This window comes from Enterococcus sp. AZ078 (assembly GCF_051714985.1).
GTDB lineage: Bacteria > Bacillota > Bacilli > Lactobacillales > Enterococcaceae > Enterococcus_B > Enterococcus_B hirae.
The window spans coordinates 49,442-67,403 of the sequence record NZ_JBIOSW010000001.1; the positions used below are offsets into that span (position 1 = coordinate 49,442).

At 39.1% G+C, this 17,962-nt stretch carries 16 protein-coding genes and 1 pseudogene; 14 read left to right on the top strand and 3 right to left on the bottom strand.

What is annotated here, in order from left to right:
- The first annotated feature begins 75 nt into the window (after window positions 1–75).
- The 3 genes from deoB (at window position 76) to deoD (ending at window position 3,002) form a co-directional block, all read left to right on the top strand.
- Window positions 76–1,242: a phosphopentomutase gene (gene deoB, locus IGJ18_RS00220; protein WP_010720467.1), complete on the top strand. Its 1,167-nt coding sequence runs from the start codon at window positions 76–78 to the stop codon at window positions 1,240–1,242.
- 212 nt (window positions 1,243–1,454) lie between these two features.
- Window positions 1,455–2,273, top strand: coding sequence for a purine-nucleoside phosphorylase (locus IGJ18_RS00225; protein WP_053766559.1), 819 nt, complete (start codon window positions 1,455–1,457; stop codon window positions 2,271–2,273).
- A gap of 21 nt (window positions 2,274–2,294) precedes the next feature.
- Window positions 2,295–3,002 carry a purine-nucleoside phosphorylase gene (gene deoD / locus IGJ18_RS00230; RefSeq protein ID WP_010720465.1) on the top strand — a complete coding sequence of 236 codons (708 nt, stop codon included), beginning with the start codon at window positions 2,295–2,297 and terminating at the stop codon, window positions 3,000–3,002.
- Window positions 3,003–3,056: 54 nt separating this feature from the next.
- Here the strand turns inward: deoD and gpmA are convergent, their stop codons facing one another.
- The 3 genes from gpmA to rpiA form a co-directional block, all read right to left on the bottom strand.
- Entirely contained in the window at window positions 3,057–3,743 is a 687-nt protein-coding gene (gene gpmA / locus IGJ18_RS00235) for a 2,3-diphosphoglycerate-dependent phosphoglycerate mutase (protein WP_010720464.1), read from the bottom strand.
- A 308-nt stretch (window positions 3,744–4,051) separates the two neighbouring features.
- Complete coding sequence (locus IGJ18_RS00240; RefSeq protein WP_010720463.1) at window positions 4,052–4,633, bottom strand: recombinase family protein; 582 nt, start codon at window positions 4,631–4,633, stop codon at window positions 4,052–4,054.
- A 137-nt stretch (window positions 4,634–4,770) separates the two neighbouring features.
- Window positions 4,771–5,454, bottom strand: coding sequence for a ribose-5-phosphate isomerase RpiA (gene rpiA / locus IGJ18_RS00245; RefSeq protein WP_010736793.1), 684 nt, complete (start codon window positions 5,452–5,454; stop codon window positions 4,771–4,773).
- A gap of 308 nt (window positions 5,455–5,762) precedes the next feature.
- Here rpiA and rpsL point away from each other — a divergent pair, with 308 nt between their 5' ends.
- From rpsL to IGJ18_RS00300, 11 genes and pseudogenes are all read left to right on the top strand, one after another.
- Window positions 5,763–6,176, top strand: coding sequence for a 30S ribosomal protein S12 (rpsL, locus tag IGJ18_RS00250; RefSeq protein ID WP_002294318.1), 414 nt, complete (start codon window positions 5,763–5,765; stop codon window positions 6,174–6,176).
- 91 nt (window positions 6,177–6,267) lie between these two features.
- Window positions 6,268–6,738, top strand: a complete 471-nt coding sequence (rpsG, locus tag IGJ18_RS00255; protein ID WP_010720461.1) for a 30S ribosomal protein S7 — start codon at window positions 6,268–6,270, stop codon at window positions 6,736–6,738.
- Window positions 6,739–6,816: 78 nt separating this feature from the next.
- Window positions 6,817–8,901, top strand: a complete 2,085-nt coding sequence (gene fusA, locus IGJ18_RS00260) for an elongation factor G (protein ID WP_010720460.1) — start codon at window positions 6,817–6,819, stop codon at window positions 8,899–8,901.
- Between the two features lie 171 nt (window positions 8,902–9,072).
- Window positions 9,073–10,260 carry an elongation factor Tu gene (tuf, locus tag IGJ18_RS00265; protein ID WP_010720459.1) on the top strand — a complete coding sequence of 396 codons (1,188 nt, stop codon included), beginning with the start codon at window positions 9,073–9,075 and terminating at the stop codon, window positions 10,258–10,260.
- A 353-nt stretch (window positions 10,261–10,613) separates the two neighbouring features.
- A pseudogene (locus IGJ18_RS00270) lies at window positions 10,614–11,451 on the top strand (PRD domain-containing protein).
- 9 nt (window positions 11,452–11,460) lie between these two features.
- A complete protein-coding gene (gene nagE, locus IGJ18_RS00275) occupies window positions 11,461–13,437 on the top strand; it encodes an N-acetylglucosamine-specific PTS transporter subunit IIBC (RefSeq protein ID WP_438842709.1) in 1,977 nt (658 codons plus the stop codon).
- Between the two features lie 240 nt (window positions 13,438–13,677).
- Complete coding sequence (locus tag IGJ18_RS00280) at window positions 13,678–15,147, top strand: BglG family transcription antiterminator (protein ID WP_438842710.1); 1,470 nt, start codon at window positions 13,678–13,680, stop codon at window positions 15,145–15,147.
- 1 nt (window position 15,148) lies between these two features.
- A complete protein-coding gene (locus tag IGJ18_RS00285; RefSeq protein ID WP_010720455.1) occupies window positions 15,149–15,637 on the top strand; it encodes a PTS sugar transporter subunit IIA in 489 nt (162 codons plus the stop codon).
- A 20-nt stretch (window positions 15,638–15,657) separates the two neighbouring features.
- Window positions 15,658–15,972 carry a PTS fructose transporter subunit IIB gene (locus IGJ18_RS00290; RefSeq protein ID WP_010736797.1) on the top strand — a complete coding sequence of 105 codons (315 nt, stop codon included), beginning with the start codon at window positions 15,658–15,660 and terminating at the stop codon, window positions 15,970–15,972.
- Window positions 15,973–15,987: 15 nt separating this feature from the next.
- Window positions 15,988–17,070: a PTS fructose transporter subunit IIC gene (locus tag IGJ18_RS00295; RefSeq protein ID WP_438842711.1), complete on the top strand. Its 1,083-nt coding sequence runs from the start codon at window positions 15,988–15,990 to the stop codon at window positions 17,068–17,070.
- A gap of 24 nt (window positions 17,071–17,094) precedes the next feature.
- Window positions 17,095–17,946: a class II fructose-bisphosphate aldolase gene (locus IGJ18_RS00300; RefSeq protein ID WP_207413853.1), complete on the top strand. Its 852-nt coding sequence runs from the start codon at window positions 17,095–17,097 to the stop codon at window positions 17,944–17,946.
- The last annotated feature ends 16 nt before the right edge of the window (window positions 17,947–17,962 follow it).

Consider the following 17,962-nt stretch of genomic DNA (forward strand, 5'->3'; position numbering starts at 1 on the left):
GGGTTACGGGAAATGTTTTTTCGACTCGCCCTTTTTGATTTAATAGCAATAATAAAAAAGAAAGAAGGAATAATCATGTTTAAACGCGTACATTTGATTGTCATGGATTCAGTAGGAATCGGCGAAGCGCCAGATGCTGAAAAATTTGGTGATAAAGGTTCAGATACACTAGGGCATATCGCAAAAGAAGCTGGTTTGACAATTCCTCATTTAGAACAGTTAGGATTAGGAACGATTCGCCCATTAGAAGGTGTCGAAGCGGTTAAAAACCACCAAGGCTATGCCACTAAATTGGAGGAAGTATCTGTAGGAAAAGATACAATGACCGGTCACTGGGAAATCATGGGTCTGAACATCAAGACACCATTCCGAGTATTTCCTAACGGTTTCCCTGATGAATTACTTAAACAAATCGAAGACTTCTCAGGACGCAAAATTGTTTGCAATCAACCATATAGTGGAACCGCTGTTATAGATGACTATGGTGAACATCAAATGAAAACTGGTGATTTGATCGTCTATACGTCCGCAGATCCGGTTCTACAAATTGCTGCGCATGAAGAAATTATTCCTTTAGAAGAACTTTATCGGATTTGTCAGTTCGTTCGTGACATTACTAAAGACGACCCATACATGATTGGTCGAATTATTGCGCGACCTTACGTTGGAGAACCTGGTAATTTTACTCGTACGAGCAACCGACATGATTACGCATTGGATCCATTCGGGCATACGGTTTTAGATTCATTAAAAGAAGCAGGAAAAGACGTTATCGCTGTTGGAAAAATCAACGATATCTTCAACGGTCAAGGGATTACAGAGTTCGTCCGTACGAAAAGCAACATGGATGGCGTTGACCAATTATTAAATGTGATGAAAAAAGAGTTTACAGGGATCAGTTTTACTAATTTAGTTGATTTTGATGCATTATTTGGACATCGTCGGGATGTTGTGGGTTATGCCCACGCAATTGAAGATTTTGATTTACGTATTCCCGAAATATTAGAGGCAATGGCAGAGGACGACTTACTGATGATTACTGCTGATCATGGAAACGATCCAACATTCCCTGGAACAGATCATACACGTGAATATGTACCATTATTAGTTTTCAGCAAAAAAATGCAAGGACAAGGAAGCTTGCCACAAGGCTACTATTCAGATATCGCAGCAACGATTGCTGAAAACTTCGATGTTCCTGCTACCGAAAACGGCGAAAGTTTCTTAAAACTTTTGAAATAGGAATGACAGACCGCGTTTGAAAATTTGACCTGAAAAAGCGTAACTAAGATAGGTCAATCATTTTGTTCAAAGAGCCATCTTGCTTTAACAGTATCAATCAAGAGGTGAAAAAGCCTTGTTAATCAGGCATACCTGTTTTTTTAGCTAGTCGAACGACAGGGCTTCTAACCTCTTGACTTCTGTAGAAAAAAATAGTTAATAGGAGAAAGTAAATGACCCAATTAAGCGAAATGTTACAAGAAACGACTCAATTTATTCTAGAAAAGGGCGTAAAAGAAATTGATTTTGGTTTGATCTTAGGTTCAGGTTTAGGAGAGTTAGCGGAAGAAATCGAGGAAGCAATCGTGATTCCTTATGACCAAATCCCATTTTTCCCAACATCAACAGTTGTCGGCCATGCTGGTCAATTAGTCTATGGTACCTTGTCTGGTAAAAAAGTTCTGGCAATGCAAGGACGATTCCATTTTTATGAAGGTCATTCAATGCAAACTGTCACTTATCCTGTGCGGGTAATGGCAGCATTAAAGGCTCATTCGGTGATTGTCACGAATGCATGTGGTGGGGTAAATGAATCATTTGTTCCTGGCGATTTGATGTTGATTACTGATCATATCAACTTCACAGGTCAAAACCCATTGATTGGTCCTAACGAAGATGAGATCGGTCCACGCTTCCCTGATATGAGCGAGGCGTATACCTTAACTTACCGTGAAGTAGCCAAAGAGGCTGCGAGCCAATTAGATTTGACTCTTAAAGAAGGGGTATATATGGGCTATTCTGGACCAACATACGAAACACCTGCAGAGATTCGGATGTCACGTACGATGGGAGCAGATGCAGTCGGAATGTCCACTGTGCCAGAAGTGATCGTTGCAGCACATAGCGGATTGAAAGTTCTCGGCATTTCATGTATCACTAATTTAGCAGCAGGCATGCAAGCGAACCTTAACCATGAAGAAGTGGTGGAAACAACGCAACGTGTCAAACAATCATTTAAGGCATTGATTAAAGAAGTATTAGTATTACTATAACTGAATCAAGGAGAGTGTCAGATGAGCGTACACATTGAAGCAAAACAAGGAGAGATCGCTGATAAAATACTACTTCCAGGCGATCCTTTACGAGCAAAATATATTGCTGAAACATTTTTAGAAGATCCAGTATGTTACAACCAAGTTCGTGGGATGTTAGGTTTTACTGGAACCTACAAAGGCGAACGTGTTTCGGTACAAGGAACGGGGATGGGGATGCCGTCAGCGACGATCTATGCCCATGAATTGATTCATTCATACGGTGTGAAAAAATTGATACGAGTGGGTACATGTGGTGCATTATCTAAAGATGTCCATGTTCGTGATCTTGTTTTAGCTCAAGGAGCAGCTACTAGTTCTTCGATGATCGAGAAAAATTTCCAAGCCTTTCATTTTCCGCCGATCAGTGATTTTAATTTATTGTTGAAGGCGTATGAAATTTCAAAAGACAAAGGATTTACCACACATGTAGGAAATGTTCTCTCGGAAGATTCATTTTATAAAGATGATTCAACAGAAACGTTTAAATTAGCGGAATTAGGTGTGCTAGGTGTGGAAATGGAAGCAGCTGCTTTATACTATTTGGGAGCAAAATATCATGTCCAAACATTAGCAATCATGACAGTGAGTGACCATTTGCTTACCGGAGAAGAAACAACTGCAGAAGAACGACAAACGACATTTAACGAAATGATCGAAGTCGGATTAGAAACAGCAATCGCAGATTAATAAAAGAAGTGAGCGAGTGATTCAATTGAATCGCTTGCCCACTTTTTTTATTTATTATAAATAGTATTTTTTAGCAACTGTCAAGTCATCGTTTAATTCATAAACAAGTGGTTGACCAGTTGGAATTTCAAGATCCATGATATCTTCATCAGAAATTCCTTCGATGTGTTTTGCTAAAGCACGTAGAGAGTTACCATGTGCAGCTACTAAAACAGTTTTGTTGTCTAGTAAAGCTGGAGCAATTTCGTCTTGCCAGAATGGTAAAGCACGTTCTAAAGTAACTTTCAAGTTTTCGCCACCAGGAATATCGCGTTTGTCTAACATTGCATAACGACGATCGTTTGCAGCAGAACCTTCGTCACTTTCGTCCATCAATGGAGGAAGAGTGTCGTATGAACGACGCCAAATGTGTACTTGGTCATCTCCATATTTTTCAGCTGTTTCTTTTTTGTTCAATCCTTGTAATTTACCATAATGACGTTCGTTTAAGCGCCATGATTTGATTTGAGGAACCCAAAGTTGATCTGAGTGTTCTAAAATCAAATTACATGTTTTGATGGCACGAGTTAAAACTGAAGTGTAAGCAACATCAAATTCAATTCCAGCTTCTTTGATTTTGCGTCCGCCTTCTTTGGCTTCTTCGATTCCTTCTGGTGCTAAGTTTACGTCAGCCCAACCAGTAAATTGGTTTAATGCATTCCATTCACTAAGACCATGACGAGAAAAAACTAATTTTGGCATGTTTAGCTCTCCTTTAAAATAGGTTATATTTCTGAAAATTTCAGTTCTGCTTTATTGTACAATTTTTTTGACTAGATTTCCATTGAAAAATGAAGTTAATGAAAGGGAAAATCAGAAGATAGACAGATAAAAAAACAAAAATAATTCTTACAGTGACAGATAAACAGAGGTAGGTGGATCAATGGCTGCACTGTCATTGATCCACCTACCTATTCATTATATACAGTTGATTCGTCTTTAGCAGACAGTCTGCGTTTGTTGCGCCAATCCATTTTTAAATGAAAGAATATCAAGATGTAGGCAGTCGTTTAAGATAATTGCTGAATCTCTTTTTCTGGAAGATTGATATATTTATAACAGGTTCCGACTGATACACCACATTTAGTAGAAATTAATTGGATCGTTTCTTTTTTTTCATAATAAAGCCGACGAATTTTTTTAATTGTTTTTGGATCGATTTTTGGACGACCCCCGATTTTACCTTTTTTACGTGCTTCATCTAACCCGACAAGTGTCCGTTCCTTGATTAAAGAGCACTCCATAATGGCTAATCCTTCCATTAGTTGAAAATAGATTTTCCCCATCGGTGTACGCGTATCGATCTCTTCTTGGATACTAACTAGGTGTAAGCCACGATCTTTGAATAATTGTGTGAGTTCTGTTAGCTGACGAGTAGACTTCCCTAGACGATGAAGTTGACAGATAACTAAAGTATCGCCTTGTCGCATTTCCTTGATTACTTTTTCTAAACAAATATTATTAGACACCGCATCTTTAGACTTGTATGTCTCGTGAAAAATCTCCTGACAACCAAAATTAGAGAGTTGCTCCACTTGTGTTGTAAGATCAACATCATTTATGGTTGTGCGTGCATAACCAATAATCTTCATGGTGATTCCTTTCTAGCAATGATTTTCTGTCTATAGATAACAGTAAAAATGTAGCATAAAGTCCATTGAAAAGATAGTTTTTTTATGTTTTTAAAATGAACTATTTTTGCTAATTTTTATAACTAATATCAGGGTTGTTATTTTTGATGAGGTGAGTCGATAATTGATACGCCTTGTGCGGAGCCGACGACGACTTTTGAAACCATATTTAAAAACAGTCCATGTTCAACGACACCAACCAGTTGATCAAGGTACGTTGCCAAAGCTTCAGGGTCATTGATCACTTCTAAATGTAAGTCAATAATGTAATGACCACTGTCTGTTTTGACTATCTGACCTGTTTCGGTCTGACGTAAAACAGGTTGGTAACCTTTCTCATCAAAGATCCGCATCAATTGTTGAGCGCCATAAGGAATCACTTCTACTGGAAGAGGGAACTGCCCAAGCTGCTCCACTAATTTTGATTCATCAACGATCCAGATGACTTGTTTTGAATACGTAGCAACAATTTTTTCAAAAAGTAATGCTGCGCCACCACCTTTAATTCCTTGAAATGCTTTACTGATTTCATCAGCACCATCGATCGTGAGATCAACTACGGGTACTTCATCAATACTCTTAAGAGGGATACCTAATTTTTCTGCTTGTTCTTTAGTGGCATTCGATGTAGTGACACCAGTGATATTTAATCCTTCTTCACGCATTCTTCTACCGATTTCTTCTACCATATAATAGGCTGTAGAACCGGTACCCAAGCCAACGATCATTCCGTCCTTCACAAATTTAGCTGCTTCAATTCCAGCTGCTTGTTTCAAATTCATCTGTTGTTCCCACCTTTTCTTTCGTCTCTATTCATAGCTATTTTATATTGAATGATTGGAAAAAGATAGCGTCCTTTTTTTAATTTCAAATGGCTAAAAAAAATACATAACACTGGTTGACAGAGTACTTTATTCATGATATCCTAACCAAGGTGCTTTATCTACAGGTCTCTGGTAAAGAGACGTGCTGACTGTTTATCAAAGCATATTTGATAAAGATGCAGAATTGCATTTATTTTTTATCGCAAAAAAAGAACCACCTGGATGTGTGGAACTAGACGCGAATCGTGGGAAGGAGGAAACAAGGAATGCCTACAATTAACCAATTAGTACGTAAACCTCGTAAATCAAAGGTGGAAAAATCTAATTCACCTGCTTTGAACAAAGGATATAACAGCTTTAAGAAAACTCAAACAAACGTGAACTCTCCTCAAAAACGTGGGGTAGCAACACGTGTGGGTACAATGACACCTAAAAAACCGAACTCAGCTTTACGTAAATATGCTCGTGTTCGTTTGTCAAACTTAATTGAAGTTACTGCTTATATCCCAGGGATTGGTCACAACTTACAAGAACATAGCGTAGTATTACTACGTGGTGGACGTGTAAAAGACTTACCAGGGGTACGTTACCATATCGTTCGTGGTGCACTTGATACAGCTGGTGTAAACGACCGTAAACAAAGCCGTTCTAAATACGGAACTAAAAAACCTAAAGCTTAATTTTAATTATTAAACAAATGAAACTTGTTCTTACTATGTTAAGAGAGTAAGGCAATTACTATGAAGAATATTTCGGAAGGAGGAGTTACGGATGCCACGTAAAGGTCCTGTTGCAAAACGTGATGTTTTACCAGATCCTATTTATAACTCAAAATTAGTAACTCGCTTGATCAACCGTGTAATGGTTGACGGAAAACGCGGTGTTGCAGCTAGTATTATTTATAACGCCTTTGATTTGATTAAAGAATCTACAGGTAATGATCCATTAGAAGTGTTTGAACAAGCTATGAAAAATGTTATGCCTGTTCTTGAAGTTAAAGCACGTCGTGTTGGGGGTTCAAACTATCAAGTACCAGTTGAAGTTCGCCCTGAACGTCGTACAACTTTAGCTCTTCGTTGGGTAGTAAACTACGCTCGCTTGCGCGGTGAACACACAATGGAAGAACGCTTAGCAAAAGAAATCATGGATGCTGCAAACAACACTGGTGCTTCTGTTAAAAAACGTGAAGACACTCATAAAATGGCTGATGCCAACCGTGCATTTGCTCATTATCGTTGGTAAGATCCTCTCTGCCTGTTGGGTTAAACGACAGCAGAAAGTCAATTTACAATCGATTTAAATAAAGAGAGGAGTAAGAAAATGGCAAGAGAATTTTCGCTAGAAAAAACTCGTAATATTGGTATCATGGCTCACGTTGATGCAGGTAAAACTACAACAACAGAGCGTATCTTGTACTATACTGGTAAAATCCATAAAATTGGTGAAACCCACGAAGGAGCTTCACAAATGGACTGGATGGAACAAGAACAAGAACGTGGTATCACAATTACATCTGCTGCGACTACAGCGCAGTGGAAAGGTTACCGTGTAAACATCATCGACACACCAGGACACGTAGACTTCACAATTGAAGTTCAACGTTCTCTACGTGTATTAGATGGTGCGGTAACTGTACTTGACTCACAGTCAGGTGTTGAACCTCAAACTGAAACAGTTTGGCGTCAAGCAACTGAGTACCGAGTGCCTCGTATCGTATTCTGTAACAAAATGGATAAAATCGGTGCGGACTTCTTGTACTCAGTAAAATCATTGCATGATCGTTTGCAAGCAAACGCGCATCCAATTCAATTGCCAATCGGTGCTGAAGAAAACTTCACTGGTATCATCGACTTGGTTAAAATGAAAGCTGAAATCTATACAAATGACTTAGGAACAGATATTCAAGAAACTGAAATTCCTGAAGAATATTTAGAACAAGCTCAAGAATGGCGCGAAAAATTAGTCGAAGCTGTTGCTGAAACAGACGAAGAACTAATGATGAAATATCTTGAAGGTGAAGAAATCACACAAGAAGAATTGATTGCTGGTATCCGCCGTGCAACAATTAATGTTGAATTCTTCCCTGTATTAGCTGGTTCAGCGTTCAAGAACAAAGGGGTTCAATTAATGTTGGATGCCGTTCTTGATTACTTGCCTTCTCCAGTTGATATCGAAGCAATCAAAGGGATCGATACAAAAACAGACGAAGAAACAACACGTCCAGCTGACGATGAAGCTCCTTTTGCTTCATTAGCGTTTAAAGTAATGACTGACCCATTCGTAGGTCGTCTAACTTTCTTCCGTGTTTATTCTGGTGTCCTTGAAAGTGGTTCATATGTATTGAACGCTTCTAAAGGCAAAAAAGAACGTATCGGACGTATTCTACAAATGCACGCCAACACTCGTCAAGAAATTGATAAAGTGTACTCAGGTGATATCGCCGCTGCTGTTGGATTGAAAGATACAACAACTGGGGATACATTATGTGCATTAGACTCACCGGTTATTCTTGAGTCAATCGAATTCCCTGACCCAGTTATCCAAGTTGCTGTTGAACCTAAATCAAAAGCAGACCAAGATAAAATGGGTGTTGCGTTGCAAAAACTTGCTGAAGAAGATCCTTCATTCCGAGTTGAAACAAACGTTGAAACTGGTGAAACTGTTATCTCAGGTATGGGTGAGTTGCACTTAGACGTTTTAGTAGACCGTATGAAACGTGAATTTAAAGTTGAAGCAAACGTTGGTGCTCCACAAGTTTCATACCGTGAAACATTCCGTGAAGCAACAAAAGCTGAAGGTAAATTCGTACGTCAGTCTGGTGGTAAAGGTCAATACGGTCACGTATGGGTTGAATTTACACCAAACGAAGAAGGTAAAGGCTTCGAATTTGAAAATGCAATCGTCGGTGGGGTCGTTCCTCGTGAATACATCCCTGCTGTTGAAAAAGGACTAGAAGAATCTATGAATAACGGTGTTCTTGCTGGCTATCCATTAGTGGATATCAAAGCAAAACTTTACGATGGTTCATACCATGACGTCGATTCAAATGAAACAGCCTTCCGTGTTGCTGCATCTATGGCTTTAAGAGCTGCTGCAAAACACGCACGTCCTGTTATTTTAGAACCAATGATGAAAGTAACGATTACTGTTCCAGAAGATTACTTAGGTGATATCATGGGACACGTAACTAGCCGACGCGGTCGCGTTGAAGGTATGGAAGCACATGGTAACTCACAAATCGTTAATGCGATTGTTCCATTGGCTGAAATGTTCGGTTACGCAACAACATTGCGTTCAGCAACTCAAGGACGCGGTACATTTATGATGGTATTTGACCACTATGAAGATGTTCCTAAATCAGTCCAAGAAGAAATCATTAAGAAAAACGGCGGTAAAGCTGAATAATTTCTTAAAACAAGATCGTCTGTTTGACAGATTATCTAAAGAGACTGTATTTTTAATATAGTTTCGTGTAAAATAATTATCGATGATATGGGCATGTGATAGACTTTTGGTTTATCACATACCTATCAGACAAATAAAAAATATATTGTATTTTTAGGAGGACATTTTAAAATGGCAAAAGAAAAATTTGACCGTTCTAAACCACACGTTAACATTGGTACAATCGGGCACGTTGACCACGGTAAAACAACTTTAACAGCAGCAATCACAACTGTACTATCTAAGAAAAACGGCGGCCAAGCTATGGCTTACGATCAAATCGATGGTGCTCCAGAAGAACGCGAACGCGGAATCACAATTTCAACAGCTCACGTTGAGTACGAAACTGACACTCGTCACTACGCTCACGTTGACTGCCCAGGACACGCGGACTACGTTAAAAACATGATCACTGGTGCTGCACAAATGGACGGAGCTATCTTAGTAGTATCTGCTGCTGATGGTCCTATGCCTCAAACTCGTGAACATATCCTATTATCTCGTCAAGTTGGTGTTCCATACATCGTTGTATTCTTGAACAAAGTAGATATGGTTGACGACGAAGAATTACTAGAATTAGTTGAAATGGAAGTTCGTGACTTATTAACAGAATACGAATTCCCTGGTGACGATGTTCCTGTAGTTGCTGGTTCAGCTTTGAAAGCTTTAGAAGGCGACGCTTCATACGAAGAAAAAATCCTTGAATTGATGGCTGCAGTTGACGAATATATCCCAACTCCAGAACGTGACAACGACAAACCATTCATGATGCCAGTCGAAGACGTATTCTCAATCACTGGTCGTGGTACTGTTGCTACAGGTCGTGTTGAACGTGGACAAGTTCGCGTTGGTGACGTTGTAGATATCGTTGGTATCGCAGAAGAAACAGCTCAAACAACAGTTACTGGTGTTGAAATGTTCCGTAAATTATTAGACTACGCTGAAGCTGGAGACAACATTGGTGCTTTACTACGTGGTGTTGCACGTGAAGACATCCAACGTGGACAAGTTTTAGCTAAACCAGGTACAATCACACCTCATACAAAATTCTCTGCAGAAGTATACGTGTTGACAAAAGAAGAAGGTGGACGTCATACTCCATTCTTCACTAACTACCGTCCACAATTCTACTTCCGTACAACTGACGTAACAGGTGTTGTTGAATTACCAGAAGGAACTGAAATGGTTATGCCTGGCGACAACGTAACAATGGAAGTTGAATTAATCCACCCAATCGCTATCGAAAACGGTACTAAATTCTCAATCCGTGAAGGCGGACGTACAGTTGGTGCCGGTGTCGTTACTGAAATCAAAGCTTAATCTTTGATCAACTGAATTGTAAGCAACATTGTATTCGGACAATAAAAAGTCATGGTGTCATTAGACATCATGGCTTTTTTTATGGCTTATTTTAAACTTTATTGAGTAAATGAAAGCATTTTGTTTGACAAAAGGAAAAAAAGATGTTGACAAAAAAACGTTCCCTCGATAAAATTAAAGCGTTAACATATTTATTTTTCATGTGACTAGATCATACTAGGCATGGGAAGATTCCGTCGATAAGGAGACTTTGGTGGAATTTTTCTATGCTTTTTTTGTTGTCAAGCTTAAGATTGATAAAGGATGATTGGTCCATGAAGTAACTTTAATTCTGCAGAAAAAGGGTTATTATTATGAAAATCAAAAAGATTTTTAATCAAAATGCGGTCTTAGTCGATGACGATGGACAAGAAAAGGTCGCAATTGGTAAAGGTGTTGGATTCGATAAAAAGCGCAATGACTTGATTTTTCATCGAGAAATTGAGCGGATGTTTGTGATGGAGCCAGAAAGTCAAATGAAACTACAAAGTTTGCTGAATCAAATTGACGAAAAGTTTCTTTTTGCTGCTGAACACATTATTGATCATGCAGAAACAGTTTTAATGAAAAAGCTGAATGAGCATGTGTTGATCGCGTTAACGGATCATATTGCTTTTGCTGCTGAAAATATTCGTAATGGAATTGTTATTCGAAATAAATTACTGCGAGAAATCGAGGCGCTGTACCACGAAGAATTTAGTATTGCGCAATGGGCAGTTGATTATTTGAATCACACTTTAGCTATTCCTTATACATATGATGAAGCGGGTTATATAGCGATACATATCCATAGTGGTCATAGCGGACAAACTAGTAATCATCGTAGCATTCGCGAAGTCACGATCGTGTCGGAAATTATCCAGTTGATTGAAAAAGAGCTGAGGATCGATATCCATTCCGAACAAATGGCACTGAATTATTCTCGTTTAGCAAACCATCTTCGATTGTTGATCCAACGGTATCACAATCAGCAGTATGCGGTCTTAGACGAGGAGATTATTGAGATAGTCAAACGAAAATATTCAGGAAGTTATGCAGTCGCAAAAAAAAATTCGAGTACTTTTAACTAAACAATATCAAATGTCTATTACAAGCGAAGAACTTGGTTATTTAGTTATTCATATCGAACGCTTGCGAGGGACAACAGAATAGGAGAACAAAATGAAAACATACTTACAACGAATGGGACGTTCCTTGATGTTACCAGTAGCAACCCTTCCAGTAACTGCTTTATTCATGGGGATTGGTTATTGGATCGATCCGACTGGTTGGGGTGGCAATAACATTTTTGCCGCTTTTATGATCAAAGCTGGAGGAACAGTCTTAGATAATTTAGGAATCATTTTTGCTGTTGGATTAGCATTGGGGATGTCTAAGGACAAAGATGGTTCATCAGCATTGGCAGGATTGATCGCCTTTTTAGCACCAGTCACATTAGTCAATAGTGCTTCTGTTGCATTGTTTACTAAAGTGGATGTTGAAAAAGTGAATATCGCTTTTGATGCAATCAATAATAAAAATGTATTTATTGGGATTTTGGCAGGCTTAGTCGCTGGTGCGATGTATAATCGCTTCAGCGGAGTTAAATTGCCAATGGCGTTATCTTTCTTTAGTGGAAAACGAGCAGTACCGATCGTAACAGCTGGTTTAATGGCAATTATTTCTGCTTTATTGATTTTTGTTTGGCCACCAGTTTATGATACATTGGTTAGTTTCGGTGAATTGATCTCTGGAATGGGCGCGTTAGGTGCTGGTCTATATGGCTTCTTCAACCGTTTGCTGATTCCAACTGGTTTACACCATGCACTGAACAATGTTTTTTGGTTCAATTTGGCTGGAATTGATGATATCGGTAAATTCTGGGCAAGTGAAGGGGTAAAAGGAGTCACCGGTATGTATCAAGCTGGATTCTTCCCGGTCATGATGTTTGGGTTACCTGCTGGTGCACTTGCTATCTATCAATGTGCGCGACCAGAAAAGAAAAAAGTGACTGCATCTTTGATGTTAGCTGCCGCTTTCGCTTCTTTCTTTACAGGAGTGACTGAACCGTTAGAATTTTCATTTATGTTTGTCGCTTGGCCATTGTATGTCGTTCATGCTGCTTTAACAGGGATTTCGATGTTTATCGCAGCAACCTTCCATTGGACAGCGGGCTTTAATTTCAGCGCCGGCTTTATTGATTTCTTTTTAAGCTTACGTGTACCTATTGCCAATCAACCATTAATGCTATTGGTATTAGGCTTGGCGATGGGTGTGATTTATTACTTTACATTTTTATTTGTCATCAAAAAATTCAATTTGATGACGCCGGGGCGTGAAGAAGATACTGGAGTTGCAGAAAATGGGGAAGTAGGAACAGTGCCAACTGGTGACAATCGATTTGCCACGCTAGCTAATCAACTTTATCAAGCATTAGGTGGTGCAGCGAATGTTGTTTCCATTGACAATTGCACGACACGTTTACGCTTGTATGTAAAAGATACGGCAAAAGTTGATCAAGGGAAAATCAAAGCGACTGGCGTTCCAGGTCTGAAAGTAATTGATGCCAAAAATATTCAAGTGATCGTTGGAACGGAAGTCCAATTTGTTGCAGATGAAATGAAAAAAATTCATGGAAGTAGCAGCAAAGGAACTGCTCAGTCCACGCCTACTGTGACAACCAAAACAGTCGTTGATCCACAAAACCAAGATATTTTTGCGGTAGCAAATGGGAAGCTAATGCCAATCACAGAAGTGGCAGATGATGTCTTTTCACAAAAAATGATGGGAGACGGGTTTGCGGTTCTACCAACGAATGGCGAAGTGTTTGCTCCAATCGCTGGTACGATTATCAATATTTTTCCAACGAAACATGCAGTTGGTATCAAAACGGAATCAGGAATTGAAGTTCTCTTGCATATGGGGATCGATACCGTGAACTTAAAAGGAGCGCCTTTTACGATCTACGTTGAAGAGGGACAAAAAGTCGCACGTGGTCAATTAATTGCAACCATGGACTTGGTGGCACTACAATCGGCAAACAAACAATCAGATCTGATCGTTGCTTTTACCAATGGTGAAAAAGTGGCGAAGCTAACGATGGATGCTAGTGGGGTAGTTAAAGCAAATGCTGTGATTGGTCATGTTAAGAGTAATTAAGGAAGAAAACTACTGACACCAATCAATAGTTACTTATTTTTATCGTTTCGTCTATTCATCACTTTTATGTACTCTGATGTATCATGTAAAACACCGAAGACAGGTTTTTGCCTGCTTCGGTGTTTTTTGTCTTTTTTGCCACTTTTTGTAAACGCTTTTAAAAATGTCCAGAGTAATGGACAGAACAAAAAATGAGTTGTCAGAAAATTCCGTTATAGTATAAACAAGGAGGTTGAACAAATGCAGCTAAGCAAAAGAGAGAAAGAAATGGTCGAATACTTTGTTAAACATGGCTTATCCCTTACAGCTCAGGAGTTAGCTGAATTTGCCCATGTTTCTACGAAAACGGTCTACCGTACGATTAAAAAGATAAATGATGTGTCTGAAAACGGGGAAATCATTTTGGCAGAGGCAGGCAAAGGATTTCGGTTAGACTACGATAAATATTTAAATGTGAGTGCAACGCATAATGAAAGTCGAACGAGTCAAGGACCTTTGGAAAGAAGAAATGCGATTTTGCTTAATTTGTTGTTTAAGGCACCCAAGAAGTTATTAATCAATGAATTGTTCCATCCGTATTATGTGAGTGATCCGGTAATTAGTAATGATTTGGCTAAGATCAGTTTATTTTTAATGAAAAACCACCTCCAACTTAAACGACAAGGTACCCGAATTGGTATCGAAGGAACAGAAAAACATATTCGTAAAGTAGTGAATATGCTATTAAGTATCCATTTATTGGAAGATAAAAAAGTGGTTCCTAGTCACCCAATGATCAGCTCATTTGATATCAATTTTATTACTTCGATCGTTGAGTTTATCGAACAAAAACTAGTCAGCCGAATTGCCTATCCATGTGCAATGAATATTTTTTCTCATATTTATATCTTAGTCAAACGCTTCCGTGAAGGGATCGTGTATTTAGAAGAAGATACGTGGGATTTAGATGAAGAAGATCAGGCGTTGATCCATTATAACCAGGAACTGTACCAACTATCAAAGCAAGTCATGCTCAAATTAGGTCAATATTTAAATACGACTCTCCCTGAAAGTGAAACTTTTTATCTTTTTCAATACTTGATTTCCTCCAGGATCGAAAATGGTTCGATTAAACATCAAAATATCTCAAATGAAGCTGAAGAAATCACCCGTTTTTTTTCTGCTACGATGAGCCGGCTCATGGGAGTGGCGATTGATCAAGAACGAAACCGACATGATTTGTATAGTCACATTCAGCCGCTATTGTATCGATTAAAACATGAGATCACAATCAAAAATGATTTATTGCACGACATTGAATTAGAGTACCAGGAAACGTTTCAATTGGTAGAATTTGTCAGTAAAATGGTCCAAAAAAAATTTCATACAAACCATATATCCAAAGATGAAATTGGATTTTTAACATTATACTTTGTGAGATACAAAGAGTTAGCCCCAATAAAAAAACGTGTATTGATCATGTGTAGTAGTGGTGTTGGAACTTCAGAACTATTGAAAGTCAAAGTAAAAAAAGCCTTTCCTGAATTAGAGATTATTGCTGTTTTATCTTCTCGGCAGTACCAGAAAAACCAAGCGGAATTTAGTAAGATCGATTTGATTTTAACAACGGTTTGTTTGAATGAGCCACCGAAGATTCCCACGATATTAGTAAACTCAGTATTTACCAAGCAAGACGAAAAACGTGTGAAGCAAATGTTAGGAGAGATGTGAAATGGTTACAAAACAGGTAATGTCAGAATTTAGTATCGCAAATGTGATTACAGAAAAACTGATACGTTTAGAAATGAAAGCGAAAACAAAAAAAGAAGCGATTCTCGAATTAAGTGAATTACTAAAAGAAAACGGCATTATCAAAGATGTTGATGATTTTTCATCAGATGTCTTTCAACGGGAGAAAGAAGGAATCACAGGGATTGGAAACGGTGTGGCGATTCCCCACGGAAAATCAGCGAGTGTCATTCAGACTTCTTTGGTTGTGGGTAAAGTCGAGACCCCGATCCCTTGGGAATCATTAGATGAGCAGCCTGTAAAGGTCATTATCTTATTTGCAGTAAAAGATACAGATGCCAATACCGTTCATATCAAATTATTACAAAAAGTAGCAATGTTATTAGCAGAAGATACCATTATCGAAAAAATGAATCAGGCAACTAGTAAAACAGAATTAATGGAACTATTAGCAAAAGAACCAACTGTCTAAAAGAAAAGGAGGAAGGAAAAATGAAGATCGTCGGAGTAGCAGCCTGTACTTCAGGAATTGCACATACGTATATTGCCAAACAAAAATTAGAAAAAGCAGCAAAAGCATTAGGACATGAAGTGCACATCGAAACACAAGGAACAATTGGTACAGAAGACGAGTTATCGAAGGAGGAGATCAAGCAGGCAGATGTCGTCATTATTGCAGCAGATATCAAAATTGGTGGCAAGGAGCGGTTCGAAGGAAAAAAAGTGATTGAGATTCCTACGAACATGGTCATTAAAGCACCGAAAGGGTTGATTACTAAAATTGAAGAAGAACTCAGTAAAACATAAAAGGAGAGGAATTGGATGCTTCGTCAACTACAATTAAAAAAGCATGCACTGACAGCTATTTCATACATGTTACCAGTTGTTGTGACCGCTGGACTCTTGATCGCTATTGGGAATTTAACAGGTGGGCAAGTCATCAATGATTATCAAGCGTCTTATTCTGTACCCGATGCCTTAGTTTCTCTAGGGGTTTTGGGCATGGGATTATTGGCTCCAGTGATTTCTGCAGCGATTGCCTATTCCATTGCCGATCGCCCAGGGATTGGTCCAGGTTTGTTTATGGGGTTAATTGCCAATGCCATTGGCGCAGGTTTTTTAGGTGGTATGTTAGGCGGTTACTTGGTGGGGTTCTTTGTCCTGTTATTGGTGAAATATCTCAAAGTTCCTAAGTGGGCACAAGGATTGATGCCGATGATGATCATCCCACTGTTAGCGACCCTTAGTATCGGTTTATTGATGTTTTTCGTGGTAGGTGTGCCGATTGTTTGGGCAACAGAAGCGATGACCGATTTTTTACAAGGACTACAAGGTTCTGGGAAATTCCTCTTTGGGTCAATTGTCGGTGGGATGGCTGCCTTTGATTTTGGTGGACCAGTCAATAAGGTAGCCTCATTGTTTGCTGATGGGATGCTTTTGGAAGGTGTGCAAGAACCAGAAGCTGTGAAAGTGTTAGCGTCAATGGTTCCGCCTTTCGGTGTCACCATTTCATGGGTTTTATCTAAGTTATTTCGGCAAACAAAATATTCAAAAGAAGAAGAAAACAACATTAAGATTGCTTTTCCGATGGGACTTTGCATGATTACGGAAGGCGTTATCCCCTTAGCGGCAGTTGATCCGCTTCGTGTGATCATTTCGTGTACAGCTGGTGCAGCGATTGGCGGAGGTTTGAGTATGTCGTGGGGAATTGGGTCACCAGTTCCTTCTGGTGGGGTCTTTATTATCCCAGCAATGACGGATCCGTTGAAGTTTACCTTTGCCTTATTGATTGGTTCTGCAGTTACCGGCATTCTATTGTTTGTTTTGAAAAAGGCGCCAGCTGAACACCCTGTCGTAGAGGAAGAAGAGGAAGAAGTAGATTTTTCTTATATTAAATTATCTTAAAAACTGTAGGGAGAAGGATTTGATATGTATGTGTCAATGAAAGAGATGCTCAAAAAAGCAAATCAAGAAAACTATGCTGTCATGGCGATCAATTGCTTTAATCTAGAAACAGCTAAAGCAACGATCCAAGCTGCTGAGGAATTACATGCGCCGATCATTGTAGATTTATTGCAAGATCACTTAAAGCAACACATTAATTATCATTATTTAACGAAGCCCATCATCCGCATGGCACAGGATGCCAAAGTCGAAGTAGCAATTAATCTAGATCACGGGCAAGACATCGCATTTGTCAAACAGTGCTTACAAGAAGGATTTTCCAGCGTCATGATGGATGCTTCGATGTATCCCTTGGATCAGAATATCGAAATAACGAGAGCGATGGTTCAATTTGCCCAAACGTATGATGCGAGCGTAGAAGCAGAAGTAGGAAATATGGGGGCAGTCACAGGCGACCATTTTACAGATGATGCCATGTGTACGGACCCAGCAGAAGCAATCCGATTGATCAATGAAACGGGTGTGGACTGCTTAGCGATTTCCTATGGCTCCAGTCACGGAGATTATCCTAAAGGGTACAAACCACGTTTTCGTTTCGATATTGTCCAAGAAATAAAAGAGAAGACTCAACTTCCGTTAGTTTTACATGGGGGGTCAGGAGCGGGAAAAGACAACATTCGCCAATCCATTGAGTTAGGAATCAATAAGATTAATGTTGGTTCTGATTTTATGAAGGCGCAACAACAAAGATGCCAACAGCTTCTACAACAGGAGCCAACGATCGAATACCCCACTCTCATCCAACAAACAGTCATAGCAGGAAAAGAGTTAGTTCAGCAATACATTCAACTATCAGGTTCAACCAATAAATCATAGAAATGGAGAAAATAGA

Excerpts from the sequence above, each read along its gene's own strand:
- deoB (WP_010720467.1), top strand. The coding sequence starts at position 76 with ATGTTTAAACGCGTACATTTGATTGTCATGGATTCAGTAGGAATCGGC.
- rpsG (WP_010720461.1), top strand. The coding sequence starts at position 6,268 with ATGCCACGTAAAGGTCCTGTTGCAAAACGTGATGTTTTACCAGATCCT.
- IGJ18_RS00285 (WP_010720455.1), top strand. The coding sequence starts at position 15,149 with ATGGTTACAAAACAGGTAATGTCAGAATTTAGTATCGCAAATGTGATT.
- IGJ18_RS00295 (WP_438842711.1), top strand. The coding sequence starts at position 15,988 with ATGCTTCGTCAACTACAATTAAAAAAGCATGCACTGACAGCTATTTCA.
- IGJ18_RS00280 (WP_438842710.1), top strand. The coding sequence starts at position 13,678 with ATGCAGCTAAGCAAAAGAGAGAAAGAAATGGTCGAATACTTTGTTAAA.
- rpsL (WP_002294318.1), top strand. The coding sequence starts at position 5,763 with ATGCCTACAATTAACCAATTAGTACGTAAACCTCGTAAATCAAAGGTG.
- rpiA (WP_010736793.1), bottom strand. The coding sequence starts at position 5,454 with ATGAATTTGAAACAAGCAGCTGGAATTGAAGCAGCTAAATTTGTGAAG.
- IGJ18_RS00225 (WP_053766559.1), top strand. The coding sequence starts at position 1,455 with ATGACCCAATTAAGCGAAATGTTACAAGAAACGACTCAATTTATTCTA.
- nagE (WP_438842709.1), top strand. The coding sequence starts at position 11,461 with ATGAAAACATACTTACAACGAATGGGACGTTCCTTGATGTTACCAGTA.
- IGJ18_RS00300 (WP_207413853.1), top strand. The coding sequence starts at position 17,095 with ATGTATGTGTCAATGAAAGAGATGCTCAAAAAAGCAAATCAAGAAAAC.
- deoD (WP_010720465.1), top strand. The coding sequence starts at position 2,295 with ATGAGCGTACACATTGAAGCAAAACAAGGAGAGATCGCTGATAAAATA.
- IGJ18_RS00290 (WP_010736797.1), top strand. The coding sequence starts at position 15,658 with ATGAAGATCGTCGGAGTAGCAGCCTGTACTTCAGGAATTGCACATACG.
- tuf (WP_010720459.1), top strand. The coding sequence starts at position 9,073 with ATGGCAAAAGAAAAATTTGACCGTTCTAAACCACACGTTAACATTGGT.
- IGJ18_RS00240 (WP_010720463.1), bottom strand. The coding sequence starts at position 4,633 with ATGAAGATTATTGGTTATGCACGCACAACCATAAATGATGTTGATCTT.
- gpmA (WP_010720464.1), bottom strand. The coding sequence starts at position 3,743 with ATGCCAAAATTAGTTTTTTCTCGTCATGGTCTTAGTGAATGGAATGCA.
- fusA (WP_010720460.1), top strand. The coding sequence starts at position 6,817 with ATGGCAAGAGAATTTTCGCTAGAAAAAACTCGTAATATTGGTATCATG.